The organism is Nitrospirillum karajorum (genome assembly GCF_036348415.1).
In the GTDB taxonomy this organism is placed as follows: domain Bacteria; phylum Pseudomonadota; class Alphaproteobacteria; order Azospirillales; family Azospirillaceae; genus Nitrospirillum; species Nitrospirillum amazonense_B.
Window position 1 is genome coordinate 760,618 of sequence record NZ_JAZBQB010000001.1, and the last position, 16,862, is coordinate 777,479.

Sequence of the window (16,862 nt, forward strand, 5' to 3'; positions counted from 1 at the left end):
CGGGCTCCCGGGTCGTCACCGTATATTGCATACGATAACAACCCGCCTGGAGCCTTCACCCCATGATCCGATCCGTCGCCCGCGCCGTTTGGGCGCCCTTGATGCTCGGCGCCGCCCTGCTGGCCGGCGCCACGGCCCTCGCCGCCGGGCCGGTGGCGCCGCTCACCCGAGAGGGCGACGTGACGGTGACGGATTTCAAGTTCAGGACTGGGGAGACCCTGCCGGAGGTGCGGCTGCACTACACCACCCTGGGCACGCCGCACCGCGACGCCAAGGGCCGTGTCGACAACGCCATCCTGATCATGCACGGCACGGGTGGCACCGGCGCCCAGTTCCTGCGCCCACAGTTCAGCGACGTGCTGTTCCAGCCGGGTGGGGTACTGGACCCGGCACGCTATTACATCATCCTGCCCGACGACGTGGGCCACGGTAAGTCGAGCAAGCCCAGCGACGGCCTACGCGCCCGTTTCCCCCAGTACGACTACGACGACATGGTGGCGCTGGAGCATCAACTGGTGACCAAGCTGGGCGTGGACCATCTGCGCCTGGTCATGGGCACGTCCATGGGCTGCATGCACGCCTTCGTCTGGGGTGAGACCTACCCCGACGCCATGGACACGCTGATGCCCCTGGCCTGCCTGCCGCAGACCATCGCGGGACGCAACCGCCTATGGCGTCAGATGGCCATCGCCGCCATCAAGGCCGACCCGGCCTGGCAGGGGGGCGAGTACAAGACCCAGCCCCAGCAGGGCCTGCGCACCGCCGCCAGCCTGCTGATCATCGCCGGCAGCGCGCCCATCCAGATGCAGAAGGCCTATCCCACGCGGGGTGCGGCCGACCAGGCGGTGGACACCCTGACCCATGCGCAGATGGACCACATCGACGCCAACGACCTGATTTATCAGTTGGACGCCTCGCGCACCTATGATCCCTCGCCCAAGCTGGAAACCATCAAGGCGCCGGTGCTGTGGATCAACTCCGGCGACGATTTCATCAATCCGCCGGAACTGGGCATCGCCGAACAACTGGTGAAGCGCATCCCCCGCGGCCAGTTCATCCTGATCCCGGCCAGCGACCAGACCCATGGCCACGGCAGCCATACCTGGGCAATGCTATGGCAGGATAAGCTGGCTGATCTGCTGGCCCGCACGGCAGTCAAGGGCTGACGACACCAGGACGTCAGTCACCGCAAGAGTAGCAAGGCGCATTATTTCCCAAATAAAGTGCCCACACTCTTTGGTATAGCTTTGCGCCACATCAATCCCAGACGGATAAAATAAAGGACAAAGGCCGCAAAACGCCGCCACCGCCAAGACTTGGCAGGAGACGACATGCGCGACAACGGCCCCGTCACCCAGCAGGAAGTCCCCATCACCGATGGGGACATGCTGGTTTCCAGAACCGATGACAAAGGACGGATCACCTTTGTCAATCAAACCTTCGTCGCCACCAGCGGCTTCAGCGAAGCGGAACTGTTGGGCGCCCCCCACAACCTGGTCCGGCACCCGGACATGCCCAAGGCCGCCTTCGCCGACCTGTGGGCCACGGTACGAGCGGGCCAGCCCTGGGAAGGGGTGGTAAAGAACCGCGCCAAGTCGGGCGCCCATTACTGGGTTCGGGCCAACGTCACCCCGGTGCAGGAAGACGGCCGCGTCACCGGCTACGTTTCCATCCGCACCAAGCCCGGCCCAGGCGACGTGGCAGCGGCGGAGCGGCTGTACGCCACACTTCGCCAGGGTGGACGCGGCCTGCGCTTGCTGGGGGGCCAAGTCCTGCGAAGGGGGCCCGTGCACGCGGCCCTGCGTTGGCTGGGTACGCTGGATGCCCGCCTGGCGGGCCTGGCCGCGATGCCCGTCGCCGGGGTGGGGGCCGTCGCGGTCGGAGCGCCGGTCGCGGCAGCCGCGGCTTTCGCGGTGCCGGGCGCGCTGGTCCAGGCGTGGCTGCTGGCGCGACGCATCCGGGACATCCTGGAGCGGCAGCGCAAGGACATCGACGCCCTGATCCAGGGCGACCATCTGCGCGTCATCGACCTGCCGCCCCTGCGTGATTTCCAACCCGCCGCCGCCCGGCTGCGCGCTTTGCGCGCCATCCTGGCCTATCAGGCGCGCGAGCGCGCGGAACTGGAAACCCGGAGCCGGGAGGCCAGCCGACGCGCCCTGCTGGAAACCTGCCAGTTGATCGAGAGCGACCTGGAAACCACCTGGCGCGACATCAACCGAACCTCGGCGGAGGTGGAGTCCGCCGTGGCCGGGCTGCTGGGCAACATCCAGGAGGTGCGCCAGGACACGGTGGTGGTGGCCGCCGCCGCCGCGCAGGCCAGCGGTACCGCCACCACCGTGGCTGCCGCGGCGGAGCAACAAGGGGCGGCCGGAACAGAGATCGCCAGCCAGGCGGCCCGCTCCAGCGACATTGCCCGCCGCGCGGTGGAGGACGCCCGCCACGCCGCCCGCGCCCTGCGGCGCATGGAAACCGCCACGGCGGAGGTGGGCCAGGTGCTGGCCCTGATCAACGACATCGCCAACCAGACCAACCTTCTGGCGCTGAACGCCACCATCGAGGCGGCGCGCGCGGGCGAGGCCGGCAAAGGCTTTTCCGTGGTGGCGGGGGAGGTGAAGAGCCTGTCCGCCCAAACCGCCCGGGCGACGGACCAGATCGCCCGGCAGGTGACCGACATCGCCGGCGCCATGGACGGCAGTGTCCAGGCGCTGGACGCCGTCATCCGCACCATCGAGCTGATTGATCAAGCGGCCACGGCGACGGCGGCGGCGGTCGAGGAACAAGCCGCCGCCAATGCCGAGATCGGACGCGGGGCCGCGCAATCCGCCGACGTCGCCAACCAGGTCTCAGGCAGCGTGGATCATATCCGGGGGCAGGCCGAGACCGTTTGCCTGGCCGCGGGCACGGTCAGCCGCCAGGTCGCCGCCACCAACCAGGCGGTCGGCGAGATGAAGAAGCGCCTGTTGATGGTGCTGCGCCAGTCGGTGGCGGGCGACAGGCGCGCATTCGACCGCATCCCCTGCGACCTGCCCGCGGCCCTCACCCTGGATGGCCGTCGCGTGGTGGTCCGGGTCACGGATCTGTCCCTGGGCGGGGCGGTGGCCCTGCCGGAGGGGGAGGAGAGGGCCCCGGCGTCCGACGGGACGGCGGCGACCCTCCACCTGGATGGCGTCGGCGACCTGGCCTGCGACCTGGCCGGCCGCAGCCCCGCCGGCTTGCATGTGCGGTTCCGGGATCTGGACGGCGCGAGCCGGGAGCGGCTGGCCGTGGTATATCACGCCATGATCGCGGCCGATGAGGTGCTGATCACCGCCGCGCAGGACGTCGCCGCCGGCATCGCCCGAGCGCTGACCCAGGCGCTGCGCGACGGGCGCATCGGTCATGACGCGCTGTTCGACCAGGGGCTGGAGCCCATTCCCGGAACGGCGCCGGAGCAGTTCACCGCCCCTTATGCCGCTTTGGCGGACGCGGTGTTCCCGCCCTTGCAGGACCCGGTGCTGGGCCTGGACCGGCGGATCGCTTTCTGTGTGGCGACGGCGACCAACGGCTACGTGCCCACCCACAACGCACGCCTGACGACCTCTGACAGGGCCCAGGGCCGCCGCCGCTACATGGACCGCACGGCGCTGGCGGCGGCGCGCAACAGCCGCCCCTTCCTGATCCAGGCCTATCACCGCGACGAGGGTGACGGCCGCACCCGGCGCATGAAGGAAATCGACTGCCCCATCGTGGTGGACCGCCGCCTGTGGGGAAACGTACGCCTGGGCTTCGAATTCTAGGTTGGGGCTAGAACCCCGGACGCAGCATGTCCAGCACGTCCTCGACATGGCCATCGTTGCGTTCGGGCCGAATGCTCACCAAACGGGCCAGCAGGGGATAGACGTCGACGTTGGGGAATTCCGGCACCACCACACCGTGGCGGAAGGCGGGGCCGTGGGCCACGAACAGCGCGCGCATCGCGGGAAGCGCGTTGTCGTAGCCGTGCTCGCCCAAGGTGACCGGCTTGTCCTTGCGAGCGGCCAGGGTGGCGCGGTTGGTGATCACCCAGCCCTCGTCCGCCAGGCAGAGGATGGGCGGCACCCGCTCGTTACGGCCGTAGTGGAAACGCGGTGGCACATCTTGTTTGCGCCAGCACTCCATATGGTCCTGCCGGCTCAGCAGGCGGGCCGCCACCTCCGGCCGGGCGGGGTCGACGCTCAGGGTCGCCAGCGGACCAGTCGTCACCACATGCAGCGCGGCCATGTCCACCCGGTCATCCAGCACGATACGGCGGTCCGGCGACGTGGCGGTCATGCCGTGGTCCGAGACGATGACCAGGTTCACCCCATCGAACAGTCCCCGCCGCTTCAAGCCTTCCACCAGGCGGGCCAGTGCCCGGTCCACCTGGGCGGCGGCCGCGTCGGCCGCCGGGCTGGCCGGCCCGGCCTCATGCTCCGCATGGTCGACCTGATCGAAATAAAGCGTCAGGAAAGCGGGTCGCTGGTCGCCCGGCAGGTCCAGCCAACCCAGCACGGTGTCCACCCGCTGGTCCGGCGCCATCTTGGCATCGAAGGGCAACCAATGGTCGGGCCGCACCCCCTGGATGGGCGCTTCGGACCCCGGCCAGAACATGGTGGCGCTGTGGCGCCCCGCTTCCTGCACGCTGACCCACAGGGGCGTCGCCTGGTTCCACCAGCGGGCGTCGCCCGCGGCGTCGCGGTCGCTGTAGGCGAAACGCCCCAGCACCTCGTCCTCCATATTGTTGTCCACAACGCCGTGGTGATCGGGGTAGAGCCCCGTCACCAGCGTGTAATGGTTGGGAAAGGTCAGCGACGGAAAGGACGGCCGCATGGCCTGGGCCCTCACGCCATCCGCCGCCAGCGCCGACAGCGTGGGCGTCTGGCCCCGGTCGATCAGGTCGGCCCGGAAGCCATCGATGGACACCAGGATCAAGGGCGGCGGCACGGCGTCGACCACATAGGCCGGCGGAGGTGGCGCCGCAGCGTCCGGCAGCGGCGCTCCGTCCGGAATGTCGACGCACGCGGCAAGGGCGGCCAATGCCCCCACGGCAAAAGCCTGCCCCAGCCGCTGCCCTGCACTCCTGGCCCGATTCCACATAACCCCCATGATGCCAAACCGCCCCTTTTTCCCGCGCTACTGAGGCACTGACACGCGGCAAGGCTGCGGCACCCGTCGGGAAAAAGGGGCGCGGGGGCGTCAGACGGCCGGGCGGATCGTCACCATGACGACGCCGTGCCCCGCCACCTCGGCGGTGTAGCTGCCCTTGGACGTGCCCTGGTCCTTGGCCTGCCACAGGTCGCGCACCTTGGCCGGCAGCTTCGCCGGATATCCCAGGTCCGGCCAGTTGACGGTGATCGTCGCGGGCGCCGTGCCCCGGTTCAGCAGGACGACGGCCCTGTCACCGCTGGCCAGGGGCCGGGCCCAAACCTCCAGGTCCCCCTGCTTGGCCACACGGCGGCCTTGGGCGCCCAAGGGGTCCTGGTCCACAGCGATGACCTCGGTATTGGTCAGGATGGCCTTGATTGCCGGCGTCATGGTGGTCAGGTCATTGCCCGCGATAAGTGGGGCGGCCAGCACGGCCCATAGGCTGAAGTGGGCGCGGTACTCGGTATCCGACATGCCGCCGTTCCCGACCTCCAGCATGTCGGGGTCGTTCCAGTGGCCGGGGCCGGCATAGGGATAGAGCTCCGCCATCTGGTCCAGGATGTCCATCACCCCCAGCGAATTACCCTGCCGGCCCTGCCAGCCGTCATAAATATCCCAGGTGCTGCGCCACAGGTTGCCGACGTTACGGCCCCACAGCCAGGGCTTGGCGGTGCCCCATTCGCACATGCTGAAGACGATGTCGCGGCCCGAGGCGCGCAACGCGTCGCTCATCAGGGTGTAGGCGGCCTTGGCGTCCTGCGTGCCGGTGAAGCACCAATCGTATTTCAGGTAATCCACCCCCCAGGCGGCATACTGGGCCGCGTCCTGGTACTCATGCCCCAGGCTGCCCGGCCGCTCGGCGCAGGTCAGGCGGCCCGCATCGGAATAGATGCCGAACTTCAGGCCCTTGGCATGGATATAGTCGGCCAGCGCCCTTATGCCCGACGGAAAGCGCGCCGGGTCGGCCTGAATGTCGCCGTGGGCGTCGCGCGCACCGTGCCAGCAATCGTCGATCACCACATACTTGTATCCCACGGCGGCCATGCCGCTGCTCACAAGGGCGTCGGCGGCCTTGCGGATCACCTCCTCGTTGATCTCGCAGGCGAACTTGTTCCAGGTGTTCCAGCCCATGGGCGGGGTCAGGGCCAGACCGTTGGGCTGGCGGGGCGGCTCCTTGCGATCCTCCGCCTTGGCCGGGTGGGCCAAGGTCAGCAGCGGTATCAGAAGCAGGGCCGCCAGGGCCAAGATGATTTTTCGCATCGAACGTCTCCTCCGTTCCAGCCCCGTTATGCCGTGGGGCCCTTTGTTGGGCGGGATGTCGCCTTACGTCTTAATTATACGATTAATATGCCATCCTCACAATTCATTCTCGGGCGTCAGGCCCGTCCCCCAACGACAAAACCCCCGGGGATGGAAGCCCCGGGGGTTTGCCATTCACACCAAGCGGCGTGCGAAAAGGTAGGTTACAGGTGCGGCATGTCCGGCTGCCCGGTGGCGCCACTGTCGCCGGACGGCGCGGCGTCCCCGTCATCACCGTCCATCTTCTTATGGTGGGACGTGTGCTTGCCGGACTTCTTGGACGCCTTGTGGGCCTTGCCCTTGTCGTCATTGGGATCGTGCGGAGGCAAGGGCTGGACCACCGGCGGCTTTTCCGTCACCGCCGGGGCGGACGGGGACGCCATGGGACCGCTCTGGTCCGAGGGCGCCGGCGGCATGGTCGAGGGCGAGGACATGTCCGGGCCGCTGCGGTCGGCCGGCAGGCTATGGGCATTGGACGGGCTGGGGGTGGTTGCATCCGGGCCAGGCGGCTGGGTATCCCCCGCCTGGGGGGTGCCCGGCATGGGGGTGCCCTCCGGCGGCGCTGTCTGCGCCCAGGCGGCGGCATTCAGAACGGGGGCGGACGCCAGCCCGGCGGCCAGGGTCAGCGCGGTCGCCGTGCGGGCCCATCCCGCGGTGGTCAACTTCGTGAACATGGGTCGTCCTCCATTCCTCATTGAAAGGGCCTCATGAGAGGGGTGCCGTCAGGGGAGCGGCCAAAGGTGGCAAAAAGAAGTCGCAACACCGCAAATAATGTGATGCGAGTGGGGCGTATGCCCTTTGCTCCGCAAAAGGCTTGCCGCCAAACACCTGCTGGCAGCCCCCTGCTGGCTTCAAATCGTATCCGCATCAAAAACGCCCCGGGGAACCGCCCGGTTCCACCGGGGCGCGCATTACCCAGCAGGCGCCGCAGCACCGATGGCCGGATTAGCCGTGCGGGTGGGCCACCCGGTGGTGAACATGGTGCACGGCGTGATGATGGTGATGGTGGTGATGATGGGGGCGGTGAGCCGCCCGATGGTGCATCACCTCCGCCTGGGCGCTGCCCGCCGTCATCAGCGGCGCCAACGCCAGGCCGAAGGCCAAGGTCAGGGCAGCGATCCCGCGACGGCGCCAGGACTGGCCCCAGAACTGGCCAACGGGCGACGGACTGGTGGTGGGGCGGGTCAGGACGGGCATGATCTCAATCCTTCTGACGGAAACAGTTCCCGGTGCTTCCGGGCCTGTTCAGGAGACCGCCCAAAGGTGGCGAAAAAACGCCGCGCCGCGGGATTCAATAAGACCATCCCGAGGCGGGGCACGGCCCCCCGGCCCGACGCGCCAACGCAAATTCAGTACGCTTTTCCCGGATTTCCGGACCGCCCCTTCCACCTTTTGGGGTAGCTGCGATCGTTTGTTATAAACGGCCGCTTATAATTTTCACTGACGATCCCGGCCGCTGGACTGTACTGTCGGCGCCGTCTGCGAATTCAAGGAGTGGCCATGTCCGGCGCCGAGCACCCTGCCCCCGCCATCCATCCCGAGCTGAAGCGCCTGCGCGACAGCATCGATAACATCGATGCCGCCCTGATCTACATGCTGGCGGAGCGCTTCAAATGCACCCAGCAGGTCGGCGCGCTGAAGGCGCGTATCGACCTGCCGAGCAGCGACCCCGGCCGGGAGGCGGCGCAAATCGAACGTCTGCGCCGCCTGGCAGAGGGGGCGAACCTGGACCCCGATTTCGCGACCAAGTTCCTGACCTTCATCATCAAGGAGGTCATCCGCCACCACGACAGCTTCCGGGCGGCGGACCAGGCCTGAGATAGCGATCCGGGGCTGTCGGGTCAGGGACCATGGGGCTGGGGCGCATCATTATTGCGCCCCGGTGCCGGTTGCGGCTTCTGCGGCTCTGGATGATGCTGCGGCGGTTGCGGGTGCTGCTGTTGCGGCGGGGGCGCGTGCGGCGGCTCCGGCCGCGCCTGGGGCGGTGGCATGTGCGGCGGTGGCATTTGCGGGGGCTGGGGCCGATGCTCCGCGTCCCTGTGGAGCTGGGGCTCCGGCGGTGATTGCGGCCGCATCTGAGGCCCCTCCGGCCGTCCGGCCGGCTGAGGAATGTCCCGCCGGAAATCCCGTTGGAAATCCCGGTGAAAATCCCTCTGGAAATCCTGCTGGGGCCGTTCAGGCTGGTGCGTCGCCTGCGACTGAGGCTGAGGCGGATGGGGTTGCGGCTGGGCCGGCGCCGGGTGTTGCGGTGCCGGGGCGGCCGGCTGGCCAGGCGCGGGTGGAGTCGGCGTGGGTGAATGGGGCGCCGACGGCTCCATCGACGGACCGGGGCGGCCGCGCCAGGCGGGCGGGCCGGGCGGTTGGTTGTGGTTGGCCAACGGTGGCAGCGGGCTCGCCGGGGACGCGCCAAGCTGGGTCATAGGCCGCCCCTGCGCGGCGGCATTGGGTGTCGGGGCGTTGGGTGCCATGGGGTTGGGCGAGGATGGGTTGGGCGCCGGAGAGTTGGCGCGGAAGCCCGGCTCATCGGCGCGACGGTCCAGGGCGCGGATGCCCCCGGCATGATCGAAGCCCGGCCTGTCACCCCGCGGATCGCCAGGGCGGAAAGCGCCCGCCTGGGCGGCGTCGGGATGGGGTCCACCGCCGGGGCCACGCAGGTCCAGGGGACGGGACGGACCACCCGGCGGATGGGGCTGGAATTGGGGACCGGGGCTGGGCGGGGGCTGACCGCCCCCCATGCCTGGCGGCGGCCCCGGCAGGTGCAGGCGCTGCGCCATCTGGGGCGTGACGCCCAGGGTGGCGGCCGTCGGCTGCACCGGGGGCCGGCCCACCACCATGCGAGCGTCGGCGAACTGCCGGCCATCCCAAGGGCGTGCGCCATCGTCGCGGTGGCCGAAACGCCCCGCGACCATGGCATCGGCCGGCATCATCGAGGCGCCGCGGCGATTGGCGAAGTTGTTGATGGTGATATTGGTGACGTTCGTGACGTTGGTGACATTGTGGATGACCGTGATGTCGCGCACCACCGGCCTGTTCACATATTCGACATAGCGCGGGCTGGCCCGATACCAGGGATGGTAGGGCTCCTGCCACCCCAACGGGCACCAGCCGACCGGAGGATGATCGGCGTAATGGGGACCGCCGATGGAAACCCCGATGGCCACGCCCGCTCCGAAGAACGCCACCAGCGCCGGGGCATAGACCGGCGGGGGCGGCGGACCGACGGTGACCACGGCGCCCGCCGGGGCCCATGCCCACCGGCCACCGACATCTACCCAGCGTCCGTAATGGAAGGGGGCGAAGCCCCAGGGCGCATTGTCGATCCAGGTCCACCCCCAGGGCGCGACGTAGGCCCAATGGCCATCGCGGTAGGGGACCCAGCCGGGATCCACTTGGGGATACCAGACCTGGCCGTATTGAGGCGTCGCCTGCCAACTGCCGTATTCATTCAGGTCGTCGGCGCCTGGCATGGCGGCCACCGCCGCCGGCGACGTGGAGGAACCGACACGGTCGGCCCGCAGCATGGCGACAAGGAAGGAATCATGATCGGCGGGGCGGACATCGACATTGGGCGGAGTGTCGCCCGTGATTTCACCCGTCTGACCGCCGTTGAGGCTCAGGGATAACCCCTGCCCGCCGACGCGCGCCGCCCCCTCCAGCACGGTGACGCGCGTTGGGGTTTCGGTGTCGCCCGCCACGATCTCATAGCGGCCGGGGGCGTCCAGCGTCACGGTGCCGCGCGGCGTGCGCACGCTGTAGCTTTCGCCCGGCAACAGGCCCCGAACCCGGACATAGACGCGTCCTTGCGCCAAGTCGGCGCTCATGTTGCGGTCATCCAGCGTGTCGATGTCCAACTCGGTGGCCCCGTCCATCACTAGGCGGGTGGTGGACACGTCGACGGTGGCGCTGGAACCTGGCTCGGTCCACAGGGCGTTGCCGCTGGTCAGCGGATAGTTGGGGATGGCGGGATTCCACTGCGTTCCATCCGCGGTATGGAAGGACACGGTGCCCTGCACCCGTGCCAGGCGTCCCACGCGGGCGGGCGGATCGCCGGCGTACTGGTCGCCGCCATCGTCGTAAGCGGACGGCCCTTCCTGGGCCCGCGCCGTGCCGCTCATCACGGGGGAGAAGGCCAATAAAACCGCCAGCGCGGTCATGGTGCCGCGCAGAACGGCGGAGCGCCGGGGCACGATGAAACTGGACATGATGGCGGAATCCACCCTGGTTATCCTCGATCCATGTCAGGCTGCTCCCCGATGGTGGCATAACTGCGCCGAATGATGGCCCCTATTTGGACAGGATGCGATTCATGTTGCCCGGCACCAAAAGGCACGCGCACAGTGCGGCCCCGCGCCAAAGTTCCAAATCGGCGCGCCGGCCGGCGTGAAGGTCCGAGTGAATAGGATTGAGGTCATGCAGCAGTCTTTGGATGCGGTTTCCCCCGACACGGTCCCGTTGGGGGCGGTCCCCTTGGAAACAGTGCGGGGCATGTTCGAAACCGACAACGCCCCCCTCGTTCCCCGGGTCCGGGCCTTCCTGGCCAACGTGCTGCGCACGCCGCTCTCGCATGCCCGCTTCATGAATGAGCTATCCCTCATGGAGCATATGGGCAGCAACAAGATCATGGCCACCCAGCACGGCCCCGGCATGGACCTGCCGACACTGAAGCACCTGGCGGAAGAGGCCCGCCACGCCTTCTTCTTCAAACGTCAGGCCGAGGCGGTGGCCCGCCGCCCGCTGGACTACGTCCAGGCTGATTTGCTGTCCCCGGCCGCTGGGCGGCTGTACTTCCAGAAGCTGGACATCGGCGTGGAGCAGGCGCTGGCCGGTGAGCCGCCCCGCTCAAAGGTGCTGTACCTGCATGTGTCGCTGATTGTGGAATTCCGCGCCGTGTGGTTCTACCACCTGTATGAGACGGCGCTGCGCCAGGCGGGGTCGCGGATCTCGCTGAAAAGCCTGCTGGCGGAGGAGCAAGGCCATCTCGGTGACATGGCGGACCGGCTGAAGGCGCTGGGCGCCTGGGACCCGGTGCGCCTGGGCCGGATGTGCGCCCTGGAAACCGCCCTGTTCGGCACCCTGTTGGGCCGCCTGGAGCGCGCGGTGACGCCGCCGGCGGCCGTGGCCGCCTAAACGCCCCCCTCCAGCAACAGCGGCCACGCCTGGGCATTGCGCTCAGCGAACAGGCGCAAGTGCCCGATGGCCTTCGCCCCAGCCTCCGCCGGGGTTATGACGCGGTGACGGATGGTCGCGGCGGGATAAAATTCCGCCAACCGGCGCACCCTCTCCGGCGGCATCATGTCATCATCCGCGATGCCGACCAAGGTCACCGATCCAGTCATGCGGTCCGGCACCGGATGGGGCATGGTCCGCCCCCAGTCGGCCCGGTAGAAGCCACGGGACAGGCACCAGCGCCGCCATTGCCAGAACACCCCCTTGGGCAGGTCCGCGCCCAGGCCCAACAGGCGACCCGGCAGATAGCCGCACATCAGGGTCGCCAGCGGCCCCAGCAGGAACCAGAACGCGATGACCGCGGGCATGTAGCGCCAGGGATGCTTGGTCCAATAGGCGGGGCCGGAAGCCACGGCGATCAACCGCGCCACGCGTCCGGCACTGGCATGGAAGGGCAGGCACATGCCGCCCAATGAATGGCCGACGACCCAAATCTCGGCTTGGGGATACCGCTGACACACGTGATCCAGCGCCGTGGCTTGGTCGACCACCCCCCATGCGGCCATGGTGGCATCCGACCGGCTGACCGGACCGGCGGCGGAAGCACCGAAATCCCGATAATCATAGGTCAGCACCGCCGCATCCTTGGCAACGGAGAGCCATGCGGCGAAGCGGCGATAGTAATCGCGGGGCACACCTGTGGCCCCATGCAGGACGATCGCCAGCGCCGGTTCCCGCCCGTGAGGCGGCAGCGTCAGCCGGCCAGCCAACAGGGCGCCGTCCGGGGTGGCGAAGTCCACCGCCTGTTCCACTGCGCCCTCCGGCATCCATCCCCCCTTGTCGTGCGGTTGGTGATCCATTCTATGGCGATCACCATAGAATGGATATCACTAGACCGACCGACATACAATTGGCATGAAGAGGCATGCCACGCCTGTCCGATGCCAAGAAGCACTTCGTTGATACCGCCGTGACCCTGTTCCGGCGCAGGGGCTACAATGGCGTCGGCCTGAATGAGATCATCGCCGTGAGCGGCGCCCCGAAGGGCTCGTTCTACCATCACTTCCCCGGCGGCAAGGAAGAGCTGGCGGAAGAGGCGGCCCGGCTGGCGGGCCACCGCATCGGCCGCATGATCGACCAGGCGTTCGCCGACGCCCCCACCTTTGCCGACGGTGTGCAGGCCCTGGCCGACACCATCGCCGATTGGTTCGAGGCGTCGGACTGGCGCGACGGTTGCCCCGTCACCGCCCTGGTCATCGGTGCCATACCGGAGTCCACCCGCCTGTCCGTCGTCGTGGCGGAGGTGCTGGAGGATTGGGCGGCGCGCACGGCGGGACATGCCGAGCGTCTAGGGGTCAGCGATCCGCGCGAACGCGCGGCGCGATTCTTCATCGCGCTGGAGGGTGCCTGGCTGCTGGCGCGGGTGCAACGCAGCCGGGCGCCGTTCCGGTTGGCCGCAGCCATGGTGCTGTAAGCCAGGTAACGGCCCGTCTGAATACAAAGGTAGAAGAGCTTACCCGTTAACAGATTAATATTGCGGCATTTTACGCCTATGGATTGCATTCCTTCCTGGGCGCGCTAGCATGACGCCAACGCGTTGGTTGGCGAGGTTGGGTTTTGATCAAGTGGGCGAAAGGGGCCTTGGGCCTGGCCGTCGTGGCCGCGATGGTCGCCGGGTGGAACCTGGCCAGCGTCACCCTGCCCGTGGCGCGGGCCTTGGATCAGGATCCCGCCAACAGCACCGTCCACGTCGTGGCCTACCACCGGGCCCTGGTCCTGCCGGGGACGCTGGTGGTGGACGTGTGGGGCGCCCAGCGCACCGCCACGCCGTTGGACGTCTTGCGTGTCCTGTTGCAAGCCGCGGCCGCGCTGAACGAACACAGCTACGACACGGTCGTTCTCGCCTACCGGGGCGCGCCCCGCTTCATCCTGCCCGGGTTCTATTTCCGGCAACTGGGGCATGATTACGGCCAGGGACAGAACATTGCCGCCCTGATCCGCACCCTGCCCCAAAACGTGCGGACCCTGGATGGCGGCGCCGCATTCGAAACCTGGACCGGGGGGATGCTGGGCGTGCTGGACCGGCAGATGGACGACGTGAAAACCCTGAGCCGCCGGTGGTGGATGGATCCTCACAGTTCATAAGCCGGAACGCGTCAGGGCCGGTGTTCCGCCGACAGGTGGATGCCGCCCACCTCCCGGCCCAGGCGCATCAGCGTGTCGGCCGTCACTAGACTGGCGTCCAACCCGGTGACACCGTAGCGCTCCGTCATCAGGCTGGAGGGAAACCACCACCAGACCTGGTCGCGCAACAGGCCGGGATGGCCGGCCAGGTAGGCGTCGGTCGCCCGGTCGATGTCATCCAGCAGCGCGGGGGCCATCCCCCATTCCCCATAGAGCCCGGCGATGGCCTGACGCAATTGCGCAGCGTTGCCCCGCCGGGCGGCCAGGATGGCGTCCACGGTGGCGCCCCCCAGGTCCGGCGGCGTGATCGTGACGCCATCCCGGGACAGGTCGGGCAATTGTCCACGGATCGCCTCCATTTCCCGCGTCAGCCGGGCGCGCGCGTCCGGGGTGTCGCGCGGATCCAGGCTGTTGGTGGAGTGGAATTCCACCACGGCGCCGGGTGCCACCACCTTGTGCCGCCCCGCCAGGAAGGGCAGCAGGGCGCAAGCCGAGGCACAGCGTCCGTCGACCCTGACATCCAGCCCGCGATCATGGATCAGGCGCGCCATGGCCAGGGCGACCGTCACGTCGCCGCCGCCGGAATCCAGCACCAGGGTCCGTGTCTCCGCCGTCAGGTTGCGGGCCAGCAGGTCGGCATCCCCCAGCGGATGTTCCCCCGGCAGGAAACGCCGGGGCAGGATTTCACCCCGGAAGGCGAGGGTCGCCGGGTCCACTCGCTGCCAGGCCCGATCCTGGTACGACACCTGGGACCGCGCATTCGTGGCGGGAAGCAGGATGACGCCCGCGCAAAGGCTGCACAACACCAACCAAAACGATCGCCCCGTCACCGGGCATGTCCCGGGCAGACGGACGAGAGAAGGCGAAAGTGATGCATTGCGGGCCCGTACTGGTTGCGGCCAGCGCATCGCGGGACATCCGCATGGAACTGACACGATAGCTTGTTAGTCTATCCCCATCGCCCGGCCCGTCGATAGATCGGCCAAGGGTGTACCCCCCATCGAGGAGAGATCGCATGGCCCAGTTGAAGCGCACCGCCAATGCCGTCTGGCATGGCACGGGCAAGGACGGCGACGGCGCCTTGACGACGCAGAGCGCCACCCTGTCCAGCGTGCCCTATTCCTACATCGCCCGTTTCGGCGACGGCAAAGGCACCAACCCGGAGGAACTGATCGCCGCCGCCCACGCCGGCTGCTTCAGCATGGCGCTGGCCTTCATGCTCTCGGGCGCCGGCTTCACCCCCGAAGAGATCAAGTCCGACGCGCTGCTGACCATGGAGGGCGAGGGTGCCGGCTGGCGCATTTCCGCCGTCAAGCTGACGGTGCGGGCCAAGGTGCCGGGCATCGAGGCCGGCAAGTTCCAGGACATCGCCGCCGAGGCCAAGGCCAACTGCCCGGTTTCCCGCGTGCTGAACGCCGAGATCACGCTCGACGCCGCGTTGGCTTGATCGCCGCCGCCCAGCGCAGAAAAAAACGGGCGGGTGCCGCGAGGCCCCGCCCGTTTCATGTCGATACCGAAACAGCCCTTACTCGGCAGCCTCTGTCCGACGGGGCTGACCAGTGCGGGAGGCCTTCAGGCCCTCAGCGACCAGGAAGGCCAGTTCCAAGGCCTGATTGGCGTTCAGGCGCGGGTCGCAGGCGGTGTGGTAGCGCTGGGCCAAAGCATGCTCCGTGATGGCCTGGGCGCCGCCCGTGCACTCCGTCACGTCCTGGCCCGTCATCTCGAAATGCACGCCGCCGGCATGCACGCCCTCCGCCCGGCAGGCGTCGAAGAAGCCCCGCACCTCGGCCAGGATGCGCTCGAACGGCCGCGTCTTGTAGCCGGTGGCCGACTTGACGGTGTTGCCGTGCATGGGGTCGCAGCTCCACACCACGGTGCGGCCTTCGTCGCGCACGCGGCGTAGCAGCGGCGCCAGCTTGTCCCCCACCTTGTCATGCCCCATGCGGGCGATCAGGGTCAGGCGGCCGGCCTCATCCGTTGGGTTCAGGATGTCGATCAGGCGGATCAGCTCATCCGGATCGGTGGTCGGGCCGCACTTCAGGCCGATGGGGTTCTTCACGCCGCGCAGGAATTCCACATGGGCGCCGTCGGGCTGGCGGGTGCGGTCGCCGATCCACAGCATGTGGGCGGAAACGTCGTACCAATCGCCCGTCGTGCTGTCGATGCGGGTCAACGCCTGCTCGTACGGCAGCAGCAGCGCCTCGTGGCTGGTGAAGAACTCCGTCTCGCGGATCTGGGCCGTGGTTTCCGCCGTGATGCCGCACGCGGCCATGAAGGCCAGCGTCTCATCCAGGCGGTTGGCCAGATCGCGGTACCGCTCACCCTGCGGGCTGCGGTCAACGAAGCCCAGGTTCCACTGGTGCACCTTGTGCAGGTCGGCATAACCGCCCTGGGCGAAGGCGCGCAGCAGGTTCAGGGTGCTGGCGGCTTGGTTGTAGGCCTGCACCATGCGCTCCGGGTCCGGCACCCGCGCGTCGGCGGTGAAGTCGAAGCCGTTGATGATGTCGCCCCGGTAGGACGGCAGCGCGGTACCGCCGATCTCCTCCAGGTCGGCGGAGCGCGGCTTGGCGAACTGGCCAGCCATGCGGCCGACCTTCACCACCGGCGTGGCGCCACCGAAGGTCAGCACCACCGCCATCTGCAGCATCACGCGGAAGGTGTCGCGGATGTTGTTCGGGTGGAATTCGGCGAAGCTCTCGGCACAGTCGCCGCCTTGCAGCAGGAAACCCTGGCCCTTGGCCACCCGCGCCAGGTGGTCCTTCAGGCGCCGGGCCTCGCCGGCGAAGACCAGCGGCGGGTAATTGGCCAGGCGGGCCTCAACAGCCTCCAGGCGCCGCATGTCCGGATATGACGGCATCTGCCGCACTTCCCGAGACCGCCAGCTATCGGGCGCCCAGCGCCCCGCCTTTTCCAGTGCCATGACCCACCTCGTGAAACCCGAAAACCGCCCCGTATCCCAAGACGTTAAGAGTAGCGCCGGGGGATTACCCAGGTCGCGGGCGGAAGGCCCCTCTAGTCTGGCAACAAGCCGGTCTCGTTATGTACTGCCCCATTTTATACTTTTCCAGTCT

15 protein-coding genes are annotated in these 16,862 nt (G+C 68.3%); 7 read left to right on the top strand and 8 right to left on the bottom strand.

Annotation, left to right across the window (positions count from 1 at the left end):
* The first annotated feature begins 62 nt into the window (after nt 1-62).
* Both UCD39_RS03475 and UCD39_RS03480 read left to right on the top strand, forming a co-directional pair.
* A complete protein-coding gene (locus tag UCD39_RS03475) occupies nt 63-1,166 on the top strand; it encodes an alpha/beta fold hydrolase (RefSeq protein ID WP_330494703.1) in 1,104 nt (367 codons plus the stop codon).
* 165 nt (nt 1,167-1,331) lie between these two features.
* The gene (locus tag UCD39_RS03480; protein WP_330494704.1) at nt 1,332-3,776 is read left to right on the top strand and encodes a methyl-accepting chemotaxis protein; all 2,445 of its coding nucleotides are present in this window, start codon (nt 1,332-1,334) and stop codon (nt 3,774-3,776) included.
* Between the two features lie 7 nt (nt 3,777-3,783).
* On the opposite strand, the gene UCD39_RS03485 is transcribed toward UCD39_RS03480, so the two are convergent.
* The 4 genes from UCD39_RS03485 to UCD39_RS03500 form a co-directional block, all read right to left on the bottom strand.
* Nucleotides 3,784-5,043 (bottom strand): alkaline phosphatase family protein, encoded by a 1,260-nt coding sequence (locus UCD39_RS03485; protein WP_330494705.1) that lies wholly within the window; start codon nt 5,041-5,043, stop codon nt 3,784-3,786.
* Between the two features lie 150 nt (nt 5,044-5,193).
* Nucleotides 5,194-6,402, bottom strand: a complete 1,209-nt coding sequence (locus UCD39_RS03490; protein ID WP_330494706.1) for a glycoside hydrolase family 27 protein — start codon at nt 6,400-6,402, stop codon at nt 5,194-5,196.
* Between the two features lie 203 nt (nt 6,403-6,605).
* A complete protein-coding gene (locus UCD39_RS03495; protein WP_330494707.1) occupies nt 6,606-7,115 on the bottom strand; it encodes a hypothetical protein in 510 nt (169 codons plus the stop codon).
* 271 nt (nt 7,116-7,386) lie between these two features.
* Nucleotides 7,387-7,638 carry a hypothetical protein gene (locus UCD39_RS03500; protein WP_330494708.1) on the bottom strand — a complete coding sequence of 84 codons (252 nt, stop codon included), beginning with the start codon at nt 7,636-7,638 and terminating at the stop codon, nt 7,387-7,389.
* A gap of 303 nt (nt 7,639-7,941) precedes the next feature.
* Here UCD39_RS03500 and UCD39_RS03505 point away from each other — a divergent pair, with 303 nt between their 5' ends.
* Nucleotides 7,942-8,259, top strand: coding sequence for a chorismate mutase (locus UCD39_RS03505; protein ID WP_145732443.1), 318 nt, complete (start codon nt 7,942-7,944; stop codon nt 8,257-8,259).
* Between the two features lie 23 nt (nt 8,260-8,282).
* On the opposite strand, the gene UCD39_RS03510 is transcribed toward UCD39_RS03505, so the two are convergent.
* Entirely contained in the window at nt 8,283-10,643 is a 2,361-nt protein-coding gene (locus UCD39_RS03510; RefSeq protein ID WP_330494709.1) for a DUF6600 domain-containing protein, read from the bottom strand.
* Nucleotides 10,644-10,851: 208 nt separating this feature from the next.
* Here UCD39_RS03510 and UCD39_RS03515 point away from each other — a divergent pair, with 208 nt between their 5' ends.
* The gene (locus tag UCD39_RS03515; RefSeq protein WP_330494710.1) at nt 10,852-11,568 is read left to right on the top strand and encodes a hypothetical protein; all 717 of its coding nucleotides are present in this window, start codon (nt 10,852-10,854) and stop codon (nt 11,566-11,568) included.
* On the opposite strand, the gene UCD39_RS03520 is transcribed toward UCD39_RS03515, so the two are convergent.
* Entirely contained in the window at nt 11,565-12,434 is an 870-nt protein-coding gene (locus UCD39_RS03520) for an alpha/beta hydrolase family protein (RefSeq protein ID WP_330494711.1), read from the bottom strand. The two genes, UCD39_RS03515 and UCD39_RS03520, sit on opposite strands and share 4 nt — an antisense overlap.
* A 98-nt stretch (nt 12,435-12,532) precedes the next feature.
* Between UCD39_RS03520 and UCD39_RS03525 the strand changes: the two genes are divergently transcribed.
* Both UCD39_RS03525 and UCD39_RS03530 read left to right on the top strand, forming a co-directional pair.
* Nucleotides 12,533-13,081 carry a TetR/AcrR family transcriptional regulator gene (locus tag UCD39_RS03525; RefSeq protein ID WP_330494712.1) on the top strand — a complete coding sequence of 183 codons (549 nt, stop codon included), beginning with the start codon at nt 12,533-12,535 and terminating at the stop codon, nt 13,079-13,081.
* Nucleotides 13,082-13,248: 167 nt separating this feature from the next.
* Nucleotides 13,249-13,752, top strand: a complete 504-nt coding sequence (locus UCD39_RS03530) for a hypothetical protein (protein WP_330494713.1) — start codon at nt 13,249-13,251, stop codon at nt 13,750-13,752.
* An 11-nt stretch (nt 13,753-13,763) separates the two neighbouring features.
* On the opposite strand, the gene UCD39_RS03535 is transcribed toward UCD39_RS03530, so the two are convergent.
* Nucleotides 13,764-14,537 carry a hypothetical protein gene (locus UCD39_RS03535; RefSeq protein ID WP_330494714.1) on the bottom strand — a complete coding sequence of 258 codons (774 nt, stop codon included), beginning with the start codon at nt 14,535-14,537 and terminating at the stop codon, nt 13,764-13,766.
* Nucleotides 14,538-14,806: 269 nt separating this feature from the next.
* Here UCD39_RS03535 and UCD39_RS03540 point away from each other — a divergent pair, with 269 nt between their 5' ends.
* Nucleotides 14,807-15,238 carry an OsmC family protein gene (locus UCD39_RS03540; RefSeq protein WP_145732457.1) on the top strand — a complete coding sequence of 144 codons (432 nt, stop codon included), beginning with the start codon at nt 14,807-14,809 and terminating at the stop codon, nt 15,236-15,238.
* Between the two features lie 78 nt (nt 15,239-15,316).
* On the opposite strand, the gene UCD39_RS03545 is transcribed toward UCD39_RS03540, so the two are convergent.
* Nucleotides 15,317-16,711, bottom strand: a complete 1,395-nt coding sequence (locus tag UCD39_RS03545) for a class II 3-deoxy-7-phosphoheptulonate synthase (protein ID WP_330494715.1) — start codon at nt 16,709-16,711, stop codon at nt 15,317-15,319.
* Nucleotides 16,712-16,862 lie beyond the last annotated feature (151 nt).

Bases quoted from the DNA above. Each gene is read 5' to 3' on its own strand.
- UCD39_RS03475 (WP_330494703.1), top strand. From the start codon at position 63: ATGATCCGATCCGTCGCCCGCGCCGTTTGGGCGCCCTTGATGCTCGGC.
- UCD39_RS03480 (WP_330494704.1), top strand. From the start codon at position 1,332: ATGCGCGACAACGGCCCCGTCACCCAGCAGGAAGTCCCCATCACCGAT.
- UCD39_RS03490 (WP_330494706.1), bottom strand. From the start codon at position 6,402: ATGCGAAAAATCATCTTGGCCCTGGCGGCCCTGCTTCTGATACCGCTG.
- UCD39_RS03495 (WP_330494707.1), bottom strand. From the start codon at position 7,115: ATGTTCACGAAGTTGACCACCGCGGGATGGGCCCGCACGGCGACCGCG.
- UCD39_RS03500 (WP_330494708.1), bottom strand. From the start codon at position 7,638: ATGCCCGTCCTGACCCGCCCCACCACCAGTCCGTCGCCCGTTGGCCAG.
- UCD39_RS03505 (WP_145732443.1), top strand. From the start codon at position 7,942: ATGTCCGGCGCCGAGCACCCTGCCCCCGCCATCCATCCCGAGCTGAAG.
- UCD39_RS03510 (WP_330494709.1), bottom strand. From the start codon at position 10,643: ATGTCCAGTTTCATCGTGCCCCGGCGCTCCGCCGTTCTGCGCGGCACC.
- UCD39_RS03515 (WP_330494710.1), top strand. From the start codon at position 10,852: ATGCAGCAGTCTTTGGATGCGGTTTCCCCCGACACGGTCCCGTTGGGG.
- UCD39_RS03520 (WP_330494711.1), bottom strand. From the start codon at position 12,434: ATGCCGGAGGGCGCAGTGGAACAGGCGGTGGACTTCGCCACCCCGGAC.
- UCD39_RS03525 (WP_330494712.1), top strand. From the start codon at position 12,533: ATGCCACGCCTGTCCGATGCCAAGAAGCACTTCGTTGATACCGCCGTG.
- UCD39_RS03540 (WP_145732457.1), top strand. From the start codon at position 14,807: ATGGCCCAGTTGAAGCGCACCGCCAATGCCGTCTGGCATGGCACGGGC.
- UCD39_RS03545 (WP_330494715.1), bottom strand. From the start codon at position 16,711: ATGGCACTGGAAAAGGCGGGGCGCTGGGCGCCCGATAGCTGGCGGTCT.